20 protein-coding genes and 2 pseudogenes are annotated in these 18,476 nt (G+C 39.0%); 9 read left to right on the forward strand and 13 right to left on the reverse strand.

Annotation, left to right across the window (positions count from 1 at the left end):
• Positions 1–212: 212 nt before the first annotated feature.
• Complete coding sequence (parE, locus tag NST24_RS09165; RefSeq protein ID WP_007499323.1) at positions 213–2,180, forward strand: DNA topoisomerase IV subunit B; 1,968 nt, start codon at positions 213–215, stop codon at positions 2,178–2,180.
• A 2-nt stretch (positions 2,181–2,182) separates the two neighbouring features.
• Entirely contained in the window at positions 2,183–4,624 is a 2,442-nt protein-coding gene (gene parC, locus NST24_RS09170) for a DNA topoisomerase IV subunit A (protein WP_024719079.1), read from the forward strand.
• A 53-nt stretch (positions 4,625–4,677) separates the two neighbouring features.
• Here parC and NST24_RS09175 read toward each other — a convergent pair whose 3' ends face one another.
• From NST24_RS09175 to NST24_RS09185, 3 genes are all read right to left on the reverse strand, one after another.
• A complete protein-coding gene (locus NST24_RS09175; protein ID WP_008343787.1) occupies positions 4,678–4,803 on the reverse strand; it encodes a hypothetical protein in 126 nt (41 codons plus the stop codon).
• Between the two features lie 29 nt (positions 4,804–4,832).
• Positions 4,833–5,180: a hypothetical protein gene (locus NST24_RS09180; protein ID WP_008343786.1), complete on the reverse strand. Its 348-nt coding sequence runs from the start codon at positions 5,178–5,180 to the stop codon at positions 4,833–4,835.
• Positions 5,181–5,374: 194 nt separating this feature from the next.
• Complete coding sequence (locus NST24_RS09185) at positions 5,375–6,547, reverse strand: MFS transporter (protein WP_039167749.1); 1,173 nt, start codon at positions 6,545–6,547, stop codon at positions 5,375–5,377.
• 77 nt (positions 6,548–6,624) lie between these two features.
• Here NST24_RS09185 and NST24_RS09190 point away from each other — a divergent pair, with 77 nt between their 5' ends.
• Complete coding sequence (locus tag NST24_RS09190) at positions 6,625–7,788, forward strand: isocitrate/isopropylmalate dehydrogenase family protein (RefSeq protein WP_342462580.1); 1,164 nt, start codon at positions 6,625–6,627, stop codon at positions 7,786–7,788.
• Between the two features lie 2 nt (positions 7,789–7,790).
• On the forward strand, positions 7,791–8,345 hold the full coding sequence (locus tag NST24_RS09195) for a sugar O-acetyltransferase (RefSeq protein WP_058337573.1): 555 nt from the start codon (positions 7,791–7,793) through the stop codon (positions 8,343–8,345).
• A gap of 355 nt (positions 8,346–8,700) precedes the next feature.
• On the opposite strand, the gene NST24_RS09200 is transcribed toward NST24_RS09195, so the two are convergent.
• Positions 8,701–9,282: an NAD(P)H-dependent oxidoreductase gene (locus tag NST24_RS09200; RefSeq protein WP_342462581.1), complete on the reverse strand. Its 582-nt coding sequence runs from the start codon at positions 9,280–9,282 to the stop codon at positions 8,701–8,703.
• 123 nt (positions 9,283–9,405) lie between these two features.
• Between NST24_RS09200 and NST24_RS09205 the strand changes: the two genes are divergently transcribed.
• Positions 9,406–9,750, forward strand: a complete 345-nt coding sequence (locus NST24_RS09205; RefSeq protein ID WP_017359567.1) for a helix-turn-helix domain-containing protein — start codon at positions 9,406–9,408, stop codon at positions 9,748–9,750.
• Between the two features lie 62 nt (positions 9,751–9,812).
• Here the strand turns inward: NST24_RS09205 and NST24_RS09210 are convergent, their stop codons facing one another.
• The 6 genes from NST24_RS09210 to NST24_RS09235 all read right to left on the reverse strand — a co-directional run bounded on the left by NST24_RS09210 (position 9,813) and on the right by NST24_RS09235 (position 14,413).
• Complete coding sequence (locus tag NST24_RS09210) at positions 9,813–10,067, reverse strand: hypothetical protein (RefSeq protein ID WP_342462582.1); 255 nt, start codon at positions 10,065–10,067, stop codon at positions 9,813–9,815.
• Between the two features lie 78 nt (positions 10,068–10,145).
• Positions 10,146–11,249, reverse strand: a complete 1,104-nt coding sequence (locus NST24_RS09215) for a threonine synthase (RefSeq protein WP_342462583.1) — start codon at positions 11,247–11,249, stop codon at positions 10,146–10,148.
• 72 nt (positions 11,250–11,321) lie between these two features.
• Positions 11,322–11,696, reverse strand: a complete 375-nt coding sequence (locus NST24_RS09220) for a RidA family protein (RefSeq protein ID WP_017367342.1) — start codon at positions 11,694–11,696, stop codon at positions 11,322–11,324.
• An 11-nt stretch (positions 11,697–11,707) separates the two neighbouring features.
• Positions 11,708–12,358: a PAS domain-containing protein gene (locus NST24_RS09225; protein WP_342462584.1), complete on the reverse strand. Its 651-nt coding sequence runs from the start codon at positions 12,356–12,358 to the stop codon at positions 11,708–11,710.
• A 162-nt stretch (positions 12,359–12,520) separates the two neighbouring features.
• On the reverse strand, positions 12,521–13,201 hold the full coding sequence (locus NST24_RS09230) for a TetR/AcrR family transcriptional regulator (protein WP_342462585.1): 681 nt from the start codon (positions 13,199–13,201) through the stop codon (positions 12,521–12,523).
• Positions 13,202–13,243: 42 nt separating this feature from the next.
• Positions 13,244–14,413, reverse strand: a complete 1,170-nt coding sequence (locus NST24_RS09235; protein WP_342462586.1) for an NAD(P)/FAD-dependent oxidoreductase — start codon at positions 14,411–14,413, stop codon at positions 13,244–13,246.
• 255 nt (positions 14,414–14,668) lie between these two features.
• Between NST24_RS09235 and NST24_RS09240 the strand changes: the two genes are divergently transcribed.
• Positions 14,669–14,857: a hypothetical protein gene (locus NST24_RS09240; RefSeq protein ID WP_041507201.1), complete on the forward strand. Its 189-nt coding sequence runs from the start codon at positions 14,669–14,671 to the stop codon at positions 14,855–14,857.
• 72 nt (positions 14,858–14,929) lie between these two features.
• On the opposite strand, the gene NST24_RS09245 is transcribed toward NST24_RS09240, so the two are convergent.
• The 3 genes from NST24_RS09245 to NST24_RS09255 form a co-directional block, all read right to left on the reverse strand.
• Positions 14,930–15,277, reverse strand: a complete 348-nt coding sequence (locus NST24_RS09245; protein WP_342462587.1) for a DoxX family protein — start codon at positions 15,275–15,277, stop codon at positions 14,930–14,932.
• Between the two features lie 156 nt (positions 15,278–15,433).
• Positions 15,434–15,859, reverse strand: a complete 426-nt coding sequence (locus NST24_RS09250; RefSeq protein WP_342462588.1) for a MarR family transcriptional regulator — start codon at positions 15,857–15,859, stop codon at positions 15,434–15,436.
• A gap of 72 nt (positions 15,860–15,931) precedes the next feature.
• On the reverse strand, positions 15,932–16,501 hold the full coding sequence (locus NST24_RS09255; RefSeq protein ID WP_342462589.1) for a TetR/AcrR family transcriptional regulator: 570 nt from the start codon (positions 16,499–16,501) through the stop codon (positions 15,932–15,934).
• 175 nt (positions 16,502–16,676) lie between these two features.
• On the opposite strand from NST24_RS09255, the pseudogene NST24_RS09260 reads away from it, so the two are divergent.
• The 3 genes and pseudogenes from NST24_RS09260 (at position 16,677) to NST24_RS09270 (ending at position 18,476) form a co-directional block, all read left to right on the forward strand.
• Positions 16,677–17,600, forward strand: a pseudogene (locus tag NST24_RS09260) (DsbA family protein).
• An 11-nt stretch (positions 17,601–17,611) separates the two neighbouring features.
• Positions 17,612–17,922, forward strand: a pseudogene (locus tag NST24_RS09265) (monooxygenase).
• Between the two features lie 257 nt (positions 17,923–18,179).
• Positions 18,180–18,476 carry a hypothetical protein gene (locus NST24_RS09270; protein ID WP_342462590.1) on the forward strand — a complete coding sequence of 99 codons (297 nt, stop codon included), beginning with the start codon at positions 18,180–18,182 and terminating at the stop codon, positions 18,474–18,476.

Below are 18,476 nucleotides of genomic sequence, written 5' to 3' on the forward strand. Positions count from 1 at the left end.
AGTCTTGTTTATAATGGACTTCTAGTTCTGATTGCAGAATGTAGAACATTCTCATAACCGTGCAAAAGAGCATGTATCACTGAATCACACATGCATGGTGATGATGCAGCTTATTAAAGTGGACAGTAATGAGCAGCATGATCATCATTAAAATCTAGAGAGATCATTGATGATTAGCCGGTTATGTTTGTTAGTGAAAGGGGATTAAGCATTTGGTTAAAAAGCAGCAAGTAGATTATAACGATGATTCTATTCAGGTGCTAGAGGGGCTTGAAGCCGTCCGTAAACGCCCAGGGATGTATATTGGATCGACGGATTCACGCGGTCTTCATCACCTTGTCTATGAGATTGTAGACAACTCTGTCGATGAAGTGCTCGCCGGCCATGGAGATCATATCATTGTCAAAATACATAAAGATAACAGCATTTCCGTCCAAGATAAAGGGCGCGGAATGCCTACTGGTATGCATAAGCTTGGAAAACCGACACCAGAAATCATTTTAACGGTCCTGCACGCAGGCGGAAAATTTGGTCAAGGTGGTTATAAAACAAGTGGTGGACTTCACGGTGTTGGGGCGTCCGTTGTGAACGCACTTTCAGAGTGGCTCACCGTGACGATAGAACGCGATGGATTTATTTATCACCAGCGCTTTGAACATGGCGGAAAGCCAGTCACATCACTTGAAAAAATCGGGAAAACGAAAAAGACCGGTACACTGATTCATTTTAAGCCAGATCCAACGATGTTCAGTGTCACCACCTATAATTTTGATACATTATCAGAGCGTTTAAGAGAATCAGCCTTTTTATTAAAAGGGCTAAAAATAGAGCTGATTGATGAGCGCCATGATGTGCAGGAAACCTTTTATTATGAGACAGGTATTGAAGCGTTCGTTGCTTATTTAAACGAGGAAAAGGATGTACTTAGTGAAGTCGTTTCGTTTGAAGGCGAACATCAGTCCATTGAAGTCGATTTTGCCTTTCAATTTAACGACGGATATTCAGAAAATATTTTGTCGTTCGTCAATAACGTAAGAACCAAAGATGGCGGTACGCATGAGTCTGGTGCAAAAACGGCCATGACGAGAGCCTTTAATGAATATGCACGCAAAGTGACCCTTTTAAAAGAAAAAGACAAAAATTTAGAAGGTACGGATATTCGTGAAGGTCTGTCAGCTGTTATTTCTGTCAGAATTCCTGAAGAACTTCTTCAATTTGAAGGACAAACAAAAGGAAAGCTTGGAACGAGTGAGGCAAGGTCAGCTGTTGATGCCGTGATTTCTGAAAAATTGGCTTATTTTCTTGAAGAAAACCGCGAAACGGCGACACTGCTTGTGAAAAAAGCGATTAAAGCGCAGCAGGCAAGAGAAGCGGCTAGAAAAGCAAGAGAAGAAGCAAGGAGCGGCAAGAAACGGAAAAAATCTGAAGCAACACTCAGCGGAAAATTAACACCTGCTCAATCTAGAAACCCGGCAAGAAATGAACTGTATCTAGTAGAGGGCGACTCTGCTGGTGGATCAGCCAAGCAAGGACGTGATCGAAAATTCCAAGCGGTGCTGCCGCTTCGAGGAAAGGTCATTAATACAGAGAAAGCAAAGCTTGCGGATATTTTCAAAAACGAAGAAATCAACACCATTATCCATGCCATTGGCGGCGGGGTTGGTGTCGATTTTAATGTAGAAGACATCAATTATGACAAAATTGTCATTATGACAGATGCTGATACAGATGGGGCGCATATTCAGGTTCTGCTGCTTACATTCTTCTACCGCTATATGAAGCCGCTGATTGAGCATGGCAAAGTGTTCATTGCCCTTCCGCCTTTATATAAAGTTAGCAAAGGCTCAGGGAAGAAAGAAGTCATTGAATATGCTTGGTCTGATGAAGAAATGGATGACGTACTAAAGAAAGTTGGAAAAGGATATACGATTCAGCGCTATAAAGGTTTAGGTGAAATGAATGCCGACCAGCTATGGGAAACGACAATGAATCCAGAGTCGAGAACGCTTGTCAGGGTGAAGATCGATGATGCTGCACGGGTGGAGCGCCGCGTCACGACACTGATGGGTGACAAAGTAGAACCACGCCGTAAATGGATTGAAAAGAATGTCGCCTTTGGACTTGATGAGGAAAGCAACATTCTTGAAAATGAAAACTTGTCGCTAGCTGAGGAGGTTTAAACATGGCACAACAAGAACGATTTCATGATTTACCGTTAGAAGAAGTGATTGGGGACCGTTTTGGTCGCTATAGTAAATATATTATCCAAGATCGTGCACTTCCAGATGCACGTGATGGATTAAAGCCTGTACAACGAAGAATTTTATATGCGATGTATGCGGAAGGAAATACACAAGATAAAAACTTCCGTAAAGCTGCCAAAACAGTCGGTAACGTAATTGGTAACTATCATCCGCATGGTGATTCTTCTGTTTATGAAGCAATGGTGAGAATGAGCCAGGATTGGAAAGTGCGAAATGTGCTGATTGAGATGCATGGAAATAACGGGAGTATCGACGGAGATCCTCCTGCTGCCATGCGTTATACGGAAGCAAGGCTTTCTGCAATTGCATCAGAGCTTTTAAAAGACCTCGACAAGGAGACAGTCGAATTTGTCGCGAACTTTGATGATACAAGCAAAGAGCCTGTTGTCTTACCAGCGATGTTTCCCAACCTTCTTGTGAACGGGTCAACAGGGATTTCAGCCGGTTATGCGACTGATATTCCGCCGCACCACCTAGGAGAAGTGATTGATGGCGTGATTAAGCGAATTGAACAGCCGCATTGTACGGTTGAAGATTTAATGACAGTCATCAAAGGGCCAGATTTCCCAACAGGCGGGATCATTCAAGGTGTGGATGGTATTAAGAAGGCATATGAAACAGGAAAAGGAAAGATTATGATTCGCGGAAAAGCGGAGATTGAAACCATCCGCGGTGGACGCCAGCAAATCGTGATCACAGAAATTCCTTATGAAGTGAATAAGGCCAATCTTGTCAAAAAGATGGACGAGTTCCGCATTGAAAGAAAAGTAGAAGGAATTTCTGAAGTTCGGGATGAGACGGATCGTACCGGCCTTCGGATTGTTGTAGAGCTGAAAAAAGAAGCGGATGCGAATGGTGTCTTGAATTTCTTATATAAAAATTCTGATCTGCAAATCCCATATAACTTTAATATGGTCGCGATACATAACAGAAGACCGACTTTAATGACGCTTACAACTGTACTAGACGCTTATATTGCTCATCAAAAAGAAGTGGTGACGAACCGCTCAGCATACGAGCTTCGAAAAGCAAAAGAACGTCATCATATTGTAGATGGATTAATTAAAGCTCTTTCCATTTTAGATGAAGTCATTGCGACGATTCGTTCGTCTAATGATAAGCGTGATGCGAAAAATAATTTGATGGAGAAATATGATTTTACAGAAGCACAATCAGAAGCGATTGTTTCTCTCCAGTTATATCGTTTAACAAATACAGATATCACTCAACTAAGAGACGAAGCAAGAGAGCTTGACGTGCGAATTGCAGAGCTTGAAGACATTTTAGCGAATGAGAAGAAGCTGTTTAAAGTCATTACGAATAACTTGAAGAAGTTGAAAAAGACGTATGCTGATGAAAGACGATCCGTCATTGAGGAAAAAATTGAAGAAATTAAGATTAACCTTGAAGTGATGATCGCATCAGAGGACGTGTACGTCACAGTCACAAAAGATGGATACATCAAACGGACAAGCCAGCGTTCATATGCTGCATCAAACGGTAAGGACTTCGGTATGAAGGATACAGACCGACTGATTCACCAGTTTGAAATGAATACAACAGATGTTCTTCTGCTATTTACGAATAAAGGGAGCTACATTTACTGTCCAGTTCATCAGTTGCCAGATATACGCTGGAAAGACATGGGGCAGCACATTACGAATATTATTTCGATTGATCGCGATGAAACCATTCAAAAAGCGATCCCAATTAAAGAATTCGATGAATCATCGTATCTCTTGTTCTTCACAAAAGGCGGTATGGTGAAGAAAACAGAGCTTCTCCAATATAAAGCGCAGCGCTATTCAAAACCGCTTGTCGCCTTGAATTTAAAAGGTGATGATGAACTTGTAGATGTTCATGTCACAACAGGTCAGCAAGAATTGTTTATTGCAACGAAAAATGGCTATGGATTATGGTTTGATGAAGAAGAAGTGAGTGTGGTCGGTCCGAGAGCGGCTGGTGTGAAAGGCATCAATTTGAAGGACGGAGACGAGGTGGTCTCTGGACAAATCATTGATCCGAAGAACAATGTGCTTGTTCTCACGACACAAAGAGGTGCTGTGAAGCGGATGAACCTCTCTGAATTTGATAAGACATCAAGAGCAAAACGTGGAGTGATCATGCTAAGAGAATTAAAGAAAAACCCTCACAGAATTGTTGCTGTGATTGCTGCTTCACTGCACGATACACTTGAGATTGATACGGAAAAGGGTGCCACGATCCCGCTCGATATTTCCACACTAAGGGCAAATGATCGTTATAGCAATGGATCGTTTATTTTAGATGAGGAAGAGCAGGGAGAAGTAACTCAAGTTCTTTTATCACCTGCTGCATCTGACCAAGATGATAATAAATAAGCAAAACGAAAACCCCCTGCGTAAGGCAGGGGGTTTTTTATGATGAGGTCAATTTAACTCTCGTGATTGCCAAACATGCTTGTGATGGCATGCACTACTTCAATTCCTTGGTAAACGAAAAGAGAAAGTGAAGTGACAGAGAATAGACCTAGAATGAATACTCTTAAGAAAAATAACATCGTGTAAAACCTCCCAATTTTTGTTTGATTTAAATGGTTGGGTTAACACGAGCTACTCGGAAATTCGAAGACTGGTAGAACACTGCAAGTAAATGCTTCTTTTTCCGGTCAAATCGATCAGTATAAGTGATGCGTGCAAATCCAGCTGCCATACTGCCAATGACTAGCAGTGCTGTAAATGCCGCAAATACTGCGTTCACATGTTTTTGTTTCTTTTCATCGCCTGCTGTCTGAACGATTTTCATTTCATGTGATTCTTGATCAGCAACCACCTTTGCATGATGGTATACCTGAACGGAATGAGGCATTGAGAACAAATGAAAACTTGCAAGTGCTATGAATAAGACTGCTAATTTTAACAGCATATTTTTTTTCATTTTTCTCACCCCTTCCTGTTTATTTTCATGATCTTACCACGTTTTCAGTTATTTGAAAAGTCTTATTTTTTTACTTTCCCTCTTTAAAAAAGCGATAAACATCAAGACATCTATAGGACTGTTTCACTTCATGAAAGGTTTCAATTTTATTTATTAAATTTAAAAAAGTACCGAGATCAAAGATCTGGCACTTTTCAAAAAGAATGTATTGATGTCGGTTTTGCAACAGCTTTTGTAAAGATTCCTGCAATACAAATGGCAAACAGAACAAAAATAAACGCATGAAGCAGACCGACTTGATTGGCGAGCAGTCCTAAAACAGGGGGCCCTGATAGAGAGGCTGTATACCCAGATAAAGTGACGATACTGACACGTTTGACAGCATAGCGGCTATCATCACCAGCTGCTGAAATGGTCAGCGGGAAGCCTAAGGACGCGCCAAGTCCCCATAAAAAGATAGATATCATACACACGACGAGTGAAATCTTTAAAATCACCAAGAATAGTCCGGCGGCAGCAGATAAGATCGCGACTCTTAGCAACAGCACCCTGCCAAAGCGATCAATGAAACGTCCGCTCAGTAATCTGCCACTAATCATCCCGCACAAAAATAATGCATAGATGACCGTACTCATTGAATGAGAAACCTGATAGCCATCAACCATTGCTAGTGGAATCCAATCATTTGCAGAACCTTCTACAAATGCGAGACATAAGGCAATCATCGCTAATGAGATCGTCCGTTTGTTCAGCCATGATGTTTGAGAAGCCTCAACTGATTCTGTCTGCGTCTCATCCGGATCTTTTCCTGTCCCGTGCGGAATAAACCGTGTACAAATCAGGATGCTGAGAAAGAAAAGGAGTGCAATGGTGAGAAGGTGAATGAGGACAGACACACCTAAATAAATAAAGAGAATTCCGGCACCTGCACCAATTAACGTTCCAATACTGAAAGAAGCATGCAAAATCGGCAGGATCGTTCTCTTGATCTGATACTCAATCTCCGTTCCTTCTAAGTTCATGGCTACATTGCACATGCCTGAGCCTGAACCAAAAAGAAAAAGACCAGCAGTGACAACCAGCGTAGAAGAGAGGGCCGCGCCGATTGCAAGGGTTGAGAATCCAATAAACATCAAAAAAGCGCTGACCACAATCGCCACTCGGCCGCCTTTTTTGCGAACGAATACATTGGAAAGAATCAGCCCGACAATGGAACCTACAGATAAGCCGAGTAAAATGAGTCCCATTGTGCCTGTATCTGCTTGCAATAAATCTCTCACTTCTGGTGTTCTTGAAAACCAAGTGGAGATGGAGATCCCAGACATCGTAAAAATAACAATAATCGCTTTATACCACTTTAATTTCATCTAATCCCTCATATCTATGTAGTCATACAGAACAAATCTACTCGATTATAAAGGAGACTTCTTGATTCGTAAATAACATGAGGGAGGAGCATCATGAAGAAAATATTCCAACTTCATCATTCTTTGATAGAATAAAGACAAAAGGGGCGATACATATGTCATATCGAATAGGTGTTTTAAAGGGAGACGGGATTGGACCGGAAATTGTTAATTCTAGTATGCGTATTTTAAAGACAGCGTTATCACAGTTCAATGAACCATTTGTGGAATTTGTAGTGTGTCCTATCGGTGCTGAAGCCATTCATTCTCATCAAGATCCAGTGCCAGCTTCTACTATAGCCGCCTTGAAAAAATGCCATGGCTGGATATTAGGACCTCATGATTCAGCTTCATATCCTGATCAATTGAAAGAAAGAAGAAATCCAAGTGGAGAACTGCGTCATACATTTGATTTATTTGCAAATATTCGTCCATCGCAATCGCTGCCAGGTGTGAAAAGCGTTGCCAGTGGCGTCGACCTTGTCATTTTTCGAGAAAATACAGAAGGCTTTTATCCAGACCGGAATATGTATCAGGGGACAGGAGAGTGGATGATTACACCAGACGTCGCCATATCTACAGGTGTGTTTACAAAAAAAGCAATTACCCGTATTGCCCACGCAGCTTTTCAACGTGCAGTGGAGAGGAGGGGGAAAGTCACCATTGTTCATAAAGCGAACGTGATCAAATTAGGATCTGGCTTGTTTTTACGAACATGTCAAGAGGTAGCGAAAGCATATCCACAAGTGGAGGTTGAGGATATTCATATTGATGCGATGGCTGCTCATTTAGTGAGACGTGCAGGTGATTTTGATGTGATTGTGACAGAAAATATGTTTGGCGACATTTTATCTGATCTTGCAGGGGAACTAGTCGGCAGTTTAGGAATGGCACCCTCATTAAATTGCAACGAAAATCAAGCGATGGCACAGGCGGCACATGGTTCAGCACCTGATATAGCTGGTCAAAATATCGCCAATCCAATGGGCATGATTCTTTCTACAGTAATGCTTTGTAACTGGCTACATGTGAAATATCAAGATGAAAGATTAAAACAGACAGCCAGTCTGATCGAACATACTCTTGATGAGGCCTTAAAAAAGAACTTGAAAACGAAGGATTTAGGAGGAAATGAGACGACGACAAAATTCACCGAGGCATTCATTCAAACGATGAATGAATTTTCAATAAAAGGGAGATGAACATGAAAACAGAAAAAGAAAAGATGATCAAGGAAGAATACTATCACCCAAATGATCACACATTGATGGCAGATCGAGCAAAAGCACGACAATTGACATTTGCCTATCAGCAAACAAATGAGCCATCACAGAGAAAGGCCATTTTAAAGGAGCTTTTAGGCGCTTGCGGAGATGATGTGGTATTTGAAGGCAGAATACAATGTGATTATGGATACAATATCGAGGTTGGTGAGCATTTTTTTGCGAATTTTGATGCAGTGTTATTAGATGTTTGCAAGATTACAATTGGAGATCATTGTTTGTTAGGTCCGAATGTACATATATACACAGCTGGACATCCGTTAAATCCAGAAGAACGTCAAACAGGTATTGAATTCGGCAAACCAGTCACAATTGGACATCATGTGTGGATTGGTGGCGGCGCCATTATCAATCCAGGTGTGACAATCGGAGATCATGCTGTCATTGCATCAGGATCCGTTGTGACAAAAGATGTTCCGTCAAATATGATTGTTGGCGGGAATCCTGCAAAAATTTTAAAACATTTAGAGGAATGAAAATCTGACGAATCAACCGTTGGATTTTCATTTTTTGTTTTATCTCAATAAGATAAGTATACTTAATAATGAGACAAAGAAAATTCAATTATTGTTTAACTTCCTAGAATATATATTATGTAAACTAGAGTTTGAAAATATTGATTTGGATCATTCTTGTTGTGTGAAAGAATTTTTAGACTCTTCTTCTTTATGTATTCATACATTGATAAAACCATCGTCTATTTTTATCTAACCTCATCTCTTTTTCATTTCAAAACCTCTACGACCTCTTCTCGATAAAATTAAATCGGTCGTAGAGTTTGGGCTTTTTTGAGCTTCCTTGCTTTGTTACTAAATTTGTTCCTACAGTAAATTAAATATGATGAGATATTTTTTTAAAAAATTGCTTTCTCTTTTCATCGGTTGTTAAATTCACTCTAGAAAAATGAATCCATTTCGTGGATTCATTTTTCAATCCCAAATCAGCTAGAGTTCTGTTAATAAAAACGCTTTGAATGGCATTTCCAGCTTCCGATTCAATATAATCCTTGTCTGTTGTAGATGTTGAGATCACGGTAGTTTTTTTTATATTTGTCAATAAACCTTTCAAAGCACCAGTGTGTTGATCTTCCGTAAATGCGAAACCCCTTAACATCACTTTATCAATAAATCCTTTTAAAATAGCAGGTAAGTCCCACCACCAGACTGGGAATATAAATACCAATTCTGTTGACTGTTTTAATTTTTCTTGATAATCCTTCACTAATGGATAAGGCGTTTCTCCTTTATGAAAATGCTTTAATTCTTCAGCTGTAAAAACAGGATTAAATCCATCTTTATATAAATCGATTACTTGAAATGGTTCTTTCTTTGTTTCTAAATTTTTTGTTATGGAAGTCAAAATGGCATGATTATAACTTCCATCCCAAGGATGTGCATAGACAATCGTTTTCATTATTCATTCACCCTTTTTCTGAGTTTTGCATCATTTTTTGATGTACATTCATTTTATTGTGTGCTATAACATACTACAAGTACGGTAATCAAAGTGCGATACTAACCCAAAGGAGAGTATAAAATGAATGAGGAGTCCTTCCAGACGAAAGCTGAGCTAAAAGATACTGGTTTTGGGTATACTTTGTCATTAATTGGTGGGAAATATAAAATGCCAGTTCTGTATGCTTTATATTCAAACGATGGTCCTGTTCGCTATAATCAGCTGAAACGTAAGCTCGGAACGATTTCTTTTAAAACATTAACCAATACACTAAAAGAGCTTGAAGCGGATCACTTAATTCATCGTAAAGAATATCCCCAAGTGCCTCCAAAAGTAGAATATAGTTTATCTGAAAAGGGTTTATCACTGATGCCTGTATTAGATGAGATATGTTATTGGGGAGAGGAACAAATGAAAAATAATTAGGTAGAGTGGGAAGAAAGCTACTACGGTTTAAACATGCTTTCTAAAGTAGCTTTCTTCTCATCTTATATCAATCCGATTGGCTCATTTTGTTGATGCGCTAACTCCATTCCTTCTGCCAGATAGAGAGCGTTCTTCTTATCTATATCATCATCAGGCCAATTGTGAATCAGTTGACGTAATCTAACTGCAACGGTCCTACAAACATCTAGCATTAAGTAACTATCAGAGTCCGAAAGATTCAGCAAAGGAATGATGTCATCTGTAAAGTTCTCAAATGGTATGTCCCAGCCAAAACCCTCCATATCATCTAAATTCATTTCGCAAATATTACTCCTGATTGAAACTATAATAGGACAACGAGGCACGCAACGCTCTATTCTACCAGAGTCCTAAGGCTATTTTGATTTAATCCCTGCCCCACAAAGAGGTATGATAATGGTTTCTTCTGATTCCTTTTGATATTTCATGTAGCCAGCAAAATTGATGGCAGATGTCACTTCGACATAAAATCCTTTCTCACTCAGTTTAGAGCGTGCATGTATAATTTCTTCTTCTTCAATATCAATAAACGTACCATTCGTCTTGTATACAGCTGCTAAAATTTGTTTAGAACGCGCTGGGGCAGCAATAGCGATCCCTTCTGCTACAGTCCCTTTATTTGTCACAGGCGTTGCTGATTCCTCCGCATGTTGAAAAGCTTTCACAAGTGGAGCGCAGTTTTTCGCTTGTACAGCAACAATTTTCGGTATGTTATGAATGAGACCATTTTCAAATAACTCTTTAAAGCCATAATACGCACCGAGCAGCAGAGTGCCGTTTCCAACCGGAATGATTAAAGCATCCGGTGCTCCTTTTAGTTGCTCATAGATTTCATAGGCGTATGTTTTTGTACCTTCGAAAAAATAAGGGTTATAGACATGGCTTGCATAAAAAACGTTTTCCTCGTCTACTGCCTTTTGGGCCGCAGCTGCAATGTCCTCTCGTGTACCATGAATTTCTTTAATCGTTGCTCCGTGGGCTTTTATTTGAGCGACTTTTTTAGGTGATGTTTGATCACTTAGATAGATGTCACAGGCAATACCACAACGCGCAGCATACGCAGCAATTGCCGTTCCTGCATTCCCGCTGCTATCAGCAATGACTTTTGTTATCCCTAATTCCTTAGCTTTTGTCATTAACACAGCTGCTCCACGGTCTTTAAATGATAGTGTCGGCATCATATAATCAACTTTTACATAAGTGTTTGGCTCATTAGAATCTAGAACAATTAAAGGAGATTGGCCCTCGCCCATTGTCACAGTTTCCCACGTCTTAGAACCTTTTGGAAATGGCATGGTTTCAACATAACGCCATAATGAATTTGGATAGTGATCCCAAGCTGTGACGTCTATTTTCGGGGTATCTTTCACTAGATTTAATACTCCACCACAATCACATTTCCATAGAGTTGGTGTCATCTCATATTTTTCCCCGCAATGGTTACAAATTAATTGATTCATTCTTCATCTGCCCCTTTGAATATTTTTTTATACGAAATATAATTTTTTATATAGGGTGGTCAAAAAAATATTCTAAATATATGCAATGGCATCCATTTCAATTTTGAAACCAAAATGTAATTCATTCGTTGGTACAATCGTACGAGCTGGTTTATGTTCACCGAAAAATTCGGTATAAACCGCATCTACTTTGTCCCATAATTCAATATCTGAAATGTATAATGTCATGCGCAAAATCTTTTCTTTTTGACTTCCAGCAGCCTCTACAATCATCTCTACATTCTTAAGCGCTTGTAATGTCTCTTTTTCAATGGGGCCGAACTCTTTTTCTGTCGTTTCAGGATTGATGGCAAATTGTCCCGACACATAGACCGTGTTTTGATGAATGGTTGCGAATGCATAGTGTCCGTTTGATTTTAGATTTCCTACCTCGAGTATGCTTTCCATGTTGACACTCCTTACCTCGATTTATTTTTGATTTCATCCAAATAGCTATAGACGGTTACTTTGGAAATACCTAACATAGATGCGACCTTCTCAACAGATCCTTTCATTAAAAAAATGCCCTTTTCATCCATAAATTTGATTAGTTCAATTTTTTCATGACGTTTCATGACTGGGTGAACACTGTTTTGAATGATTTGTTGAATCAATTGATCTACTATTTCTTCCACATTTTCAAGATCATCATTTGATGTTGTTTCTTTCTCTTGAGCTTCCACCTGTGTAGTAAGAAAAGTATCCATAAATTGCTGCATTTGATTCAGTGCTTCAACATCAAAATTGATACAGAAAGCACCGATCACTTTTTGCTTTGAATCACGTATTAATGAAGTCGAAGAACGAATCGTACGCTCATCTTCTGTTACAAATGTATAACCAGCCAGATAATCTTCTTTAAAATCTTCTGATTGTAATACAGTCTTGACTAGATGATCAAATGATTGGCCTATTTCTCTTCCTGTCACATGGTTATTTACTGTAAACATGACAGATGCTTGAGGATTCGTTAAATCATGAATCACCACTTCACAATTTGGTCCAAACATTTTTGCAGTAGATTTTGCTAAAGGAATATAACTCTCTAATAACTTTTTAATATGTTCCATGCCTAAGCACCTCATTTTTTTATTCCACTAGATTATATAATTTTTTATATATAAAAACAATATATAGATTTATTTATATATTGTAATGCTCACAAGATCACAAATATGAAAATCACCACATAAAAAAAGCAGCCATTGACTGCTTTTTGCTAATGCTCCTTTCTAATTGTCTTCCTGCTGGATTCCATACAAAATAACGTCAATTCCCCATCGGAACCGTTCCATTGATACGGTATCACCTGCAAACATTTCTTCTTTTACACGATGAATGAAAGGAAACTGCATTTTGTCTGCTTGAAGAAATGCTTTTTTTGTGTCTGAAATCTGTGAAGAGCCTTGTTTCTTCCAAGAGACCTTTTCGTAAGCTACAGAAGATACGTATAACAGCAATAGGTCTACTCCCCATGCTGCGGATGTAGATTTGATCCCGCCTTCATGCAATGCAGCGAGAATACGTTCGGTCAACTGAAGAAAGTTCGTTCCTTGTGGAATGGTGGAAAGAGAAATTTCAGCGAGACCCGGTTTTTCGATTAGCAGTAGGAAATAAGTATGCAATATGTCGAATAACTGTTCTTTCCATGTGCCATCCTCTGAATCTGGATAAACCATTTGTCCGAGACCATAATCCAAAACGTAAGCACTGAGTTCTTGAACATTGTTCACGTAGACATACAAGGATGCAGGTCCCGTATCCAATGCTTTAGCCACCTTACGCATACTCATGCCCTCTATTCCTTGCTCCTTAAGAAGCTCATAGGCCGTTTTCACAATAAGCTCACGGCTTAAGGGTTCTTTAGCCGGCCGAGACCGGCGACTGATCACACGACGATTTGAATTGTTCATACTCTCTTTATAACATGTCAAAGTAAAATAGTAAATTGAGCATCAATCATCATCCTTTTGAAAAGAATTCATCATATTTGCAAGCTTGACCGCAGCGTCTTTTGAAAAACACAGTTTTAAACTATTCTCCGATTCATGCGCTTTTTCTGATGAATATTCGTACATCATGTCTTCGTATTCTTCAATCGCCTTTTCAATATGATGAGGATGTCGGACAATAGCAAGTGCTAGCTCCCTTGCATCAAACATCGCCATGTTCACACCCTCGCCTGCGAATGGCGACATGACGTGAGCTGCATCACCGATAAGCGTTACTCCTTTATGACGATTCCATTTAAAACTGGTAGGAAGCGTATAGATCCGCCTTGGAATGATGGCATCTTCTGCATAACGAATATAGTTTTTCAGCTGATCATCCCAATCACTAAATAACGCTAATAATTGTTCTTTTGCTTCTTTCGCTTGATGAAACGGTATACCACAAGTCTCGATCCAGTTGCGTTCTACCATAAGGCTTGCATACACTTTGATTCGGCCATCTCCGTTTAACTGCCCAATCAGTCCTTTGTGGTCTGCCAAAGCAAACATCTTACCTCGTTTATTAAATTCAGCTAAATCAGGATGGTTCTCCTCTACGCTTAAGACATTCAGTTCTAGCATCGTGAGCCCAGAGTATTCAATCTCAATATCTGTTAACAGAGGACGCACACGAGAAAAAGCACCATCAGCCCCAATCAAAAGGTCAACTGTTTCGACAACTCCGTTTTCAAAATGAAGCTCTGTCATACCACTTTCTAATGAAACGCATCTTTCTAGTTTATACCCATATTTGATGGTTTCAGCATCAATTTGTTCTAATAGTAGTTCACATAACACACCACGATCAATTTCCGGGCGAGTACCTTTTTGATCTGATTCCGTTTCTTCATCTAAATAAATTCTTCCTGATTTATCAAGTAATCGGAAATCTTCCCCTTCATAGCGGGCATTCTTTTCAAATTTCTCATAAACTCCTGCTTCTTTTAAGGCTTTTTGACCTGTTTCTTCGTGAATATCCAGTGAGCCCCCTCGTTCAAGGCTCTTGTCATGCATCTCCCGTTCATAGATGGTTGTTTGTATACCGTAATTTTGCAAAATTAAGGCAAGTGTTAGTCCCCCAGGTCCTCCTCCAATGATAGCGATTTGCTTTTGATTCTTAGATAATGACGTCATCTTCTGCATCTCCTCATCCCTTTGTGGAAAGCGTTTTAAATTTCATTTCATTTATACTATAACGAACATCGTTCGTAAAGAACAGTGTTCGTTTAAAATCATTTGTTGTACGATTGTGTTTTCATGAAAAAAAACAATCTCCTACCATCATATGATACACTCCATTTAGGACGGTTAAAGGTTGTCGAATCATAACAATGATACTTAGATCAGTAGGTCTCCATTGTTCTCACTCTAAGTGTAAGAGGTGTTTCTATGAATAAATTATTGGCCATGTTGATATTAGGATTAAGCTTTAGTGGTGCTGCGCTCATTCTTTCAGTCCCTTTGTTATTCAAACCGAAACCTGAACAATTTGAGTTGGTGTTTGCTGCTGGATCAGCGGGCGCTTTCGTAGTATTTGCTGTCTCATGCCTAGTTCTTCGAAAACGATTCAATCGCTAAAAAACCTAAACAAAATCCACCGTCATGAACAGTGGAGATGTGTTTAGGTTTTTGTGGTTTTTTAATATGAATTTAAAGAATTTGGTATAAGCTGACACCTATACTGAGAGCGAATAAAACAAGTGCAGGGATTGCTTTTTTAAAGGGATCTTTGGCCAATACGATCAGAGTAAATGCAGCTGCCAGCATCGTACCTCCTAACAATAAGCCTGATAATAATGCTAATGTTGGGATCCATATGCCGGCTAGCATTCCAGCAGCGCCTATTAACTCAAGAGCCCCCGTTAAAACATTAAAAAAAGCAGGTAAACCAAATCGTTTGAACTCTTCTGCCATTTTTCCAGATATGATTTTCGTTCCTGTGAGGAAAAAGAAAACGGCCAATACAATTTGTAGAATAAGAATGAAAATAGTAATCACATCTTTCTAAGTTATTTGACCAGAAAGGGTCGCTTAATGGACACCGGTTTCTGGGGCCATCTTGATAAAATCTCACTTCCACATTGAATGGATGAAATTTATATGTCATAGCATATATCATACAAAAATTGAGGTTGTTTCTACCTTATAGATTTATCAAGATGGATAGTCTGAATAGAATAATTTGTTTAAAAGTAATTTTAATTGTTCAATCTCTTCATCACTTAATTGATTTGTCACAGTTCGATGTGCATTCATGACGACAGGAAGAATCGCCTTTTTGATCTCGTCCCCTTTTTCTGTTAAAAACAGGTGATGCGAGCGCCGGTCTTGCTCATTATAGATTTTTTTGACAAGCCCTTTTCGTTCCATTGACTGGATCATTCTTACGACAGTGGTTTGATTTTTATCAATGCCTTCTGCCAATTCTTTTTGAGTCGCGCCTTTTTCACGGCTAAGAATACTAATAATACTCCACTGCTCTGGTGTAACACCGTATGGCTTTAACCTATTCGTAAAATAATTCGTCATTTTCACATCAGTGCGATGAACGAGATAACCTATTAAATCATGTAACTTCATGTAAACACCCTCTAATCATTTTATATGCTATAGCATTTATATTAGTGGAGCGGTTAAACATTGTCAAATTGTCTACATGCTATGCTTAAAATCAATTCCTGACATGATATACGGCAATGCTGATTTGATAAATTCTTCTGAAGATATGTGCGAACTATTTTTTCTCCACTCAACAGAAGCTCCGTGAATTCCCCAGTTTAAAAAAACAGCCATGACCTTCAACACTTGCTTTTCGACATTTGTATATTGATTCACTAACAACTGATAAAAAATAATTTCAAGCTGTTCTCGAACAATTGGAGCAAGTTCAGTTTCATATTCTACTTGGCAGCGGTTATGAAGAGATTGTTGGAAACTGGCTAGCGCTTTAAAAATATTCATCATTGTATCTTCATCTAGTTTACTGTTGTTAAAATTGATACTTTCTAAATTAATTGACAATACTTCTGAGAGTGTTTTATCTAATAAATCGTATTTATCCTCAAAATGATAATAAAACGTGGCTCGGTTAATCATGGCTTCTGCTGTCACATCTTTCACCGTAATATCCTTAAATTCTTTTTTCGATGAAAGCTTCATAAAAGACTCCATGATTAATTTGCGCGTTCTTAATACACGCGGATCTGTCTTTGGCTGCGTCATCTTCTTCCTCCCTTCTTTTTAAACACATACTTGAATCTGTCGGATAAACAACAAATTGAAGAAATTATTGGTGTTGATCTCACTCATTCTGTCTTAAATTGTAAAGCAAATGATGACTTGATTCAAACAACTGATCAGGACACATTTTTTCCTGAAAAATTAAGGAGGAAACAACTTGAAAAACAATGACATGTTTTGTGATTTAGAAACTGGTGTATGCGGTGTAGGTGAAGAAGATATCCAGGTCATTGACTTTCACCAACCTAAAAAAAAACATTACGCTCTACTATGTAACAGATCCAATTTGTTCTCATTGCTGGGCAATTGACCCTGTCCTGCGCCGATTTAAAGAGCAATACGGAAATTATTTTCATTTCCAGACTGTGTTAGGTGGACTGCTAGAGAAATGGCATGACGGTCCAATTGATCCTGCAAACGGAATTTATAAGCCTGCTGATGTTACGGGTCACTGGAGAGAAGTCGGAGAACATTCTCGCATGCCAATTGATGGGTCCTTAATGATTGACAATCCTGTTCAATCTTCCTACCCGTCCTCTCGTGTGTTCAAAGTGATTCAAAAACATCACGGTGATGAACAAGCCTATACGTTTTTACGCCGTGCAAGAGAACGCTATTTGCATTCAATCAAAATATATCGGATATTGCAGTTTTGATTGATATCGTCAACAACCTTGGATTGAACGGAGATGAGATTTTACACGAAGCGGAGCTCCATAGCGGACAAGACTTATTAAATCAAGATTTTGCTCTTGTTCGAGACCTCGGTGCAAGAGGTTTTCCGACCATCATCCTCGTCAACGAAGAAAATAAAGGAGTTAAAATCACGGGTGGTCGACCATTAGACGTCTATATTGATGGTTTAAAGCAAGCTTTAAACACAGAAGAGCTTCAACCGAAGAAGCTTCCCATGGTTTCTGCCTTACTCGAAAAAGAAAAATGTCTATTCTCTAAAGAGATTGAAGTGATGTACGATGTTGATCAATCGGATGTGCGATCTTTTATGGAGAAAGAACTTTCACAAGAATCGTTCCAAATGAAAGAAGTTCTAGGAGAACAGTATTTCACAACTTCAATATAAGGAGAATAACGATGGCTTACGTATTACAAGTGGATTTTAAGATGAATGGCCCTTTTGGAGATGAATTGGCAAAAGAGTTTTCTGATTTAGCGAGAAGTATCAATGAAGAAGATGGGTTTATATGGAAGATATGGACGGAGAATCCTGAGAAAAATGAGGCTGGCGGAATTTATTTATTTGAAAAAAAGAAGAAGCTCAAACATATCTCGATATGCATTCTAAAAGAATCACTAGCTTTGGCATAACAGACATCAATGCGAAAATCTTTGACATAAATTCTAAGCTGACGCATATCACAAAAGGTCCATTAAAAACGTATTAAGATTAACACACGAAAAAAGAGCGGTTGTTGACTGCTCTTTTTTCGTGTGAATGAAGGAAGATATTCAACTTTAAACCGATTCATTAAAAGGTTATGATCAGCAGTTTCCCCTAGCTCAAATGAATATCGGTTCTTTGCTGGCTGAGTATCGTTTTGTGATATAATCTTGAATCAAAGACAAGAGCTGATAGAAAATGAACTGGCTGAATGGACATCGTGATTGTGAAAAATTCTGAAGATATGATAGGGTGATAGCGATGAGAAGACTTGAGTCTGGTATATCAGTAGACAACGAAACATTTTCTGATGTTGCCAGGTATGAAAATGAAACAATCAGCAGAACGACGATCATCAACTCAAATGTTCGTTCTCCTATTTTTTGGAGCTGTCACTTGGATCATCTTGTATTTGATACGTGTGATCTGACGAATGCGAGATTTTTGCCGGTAGTACGATTGATCATTGTACTTTTAGTCATTCAGACTTGCGCTCTGTGGTCATTGGCAAAAACGAAGCCGTCTTCACCAATTCCGATTTTTCTTCCTGCGATATGA

Source organism: Bacillus sp. FSL R5-0286 (assembly GCF_038593245.1).
GTDB classification, from domain to species: Bacteria; Bacillota; Bacilli; order Bacillales; family Bacillaceae; genus Bacillus; species Bacillus altitudinis.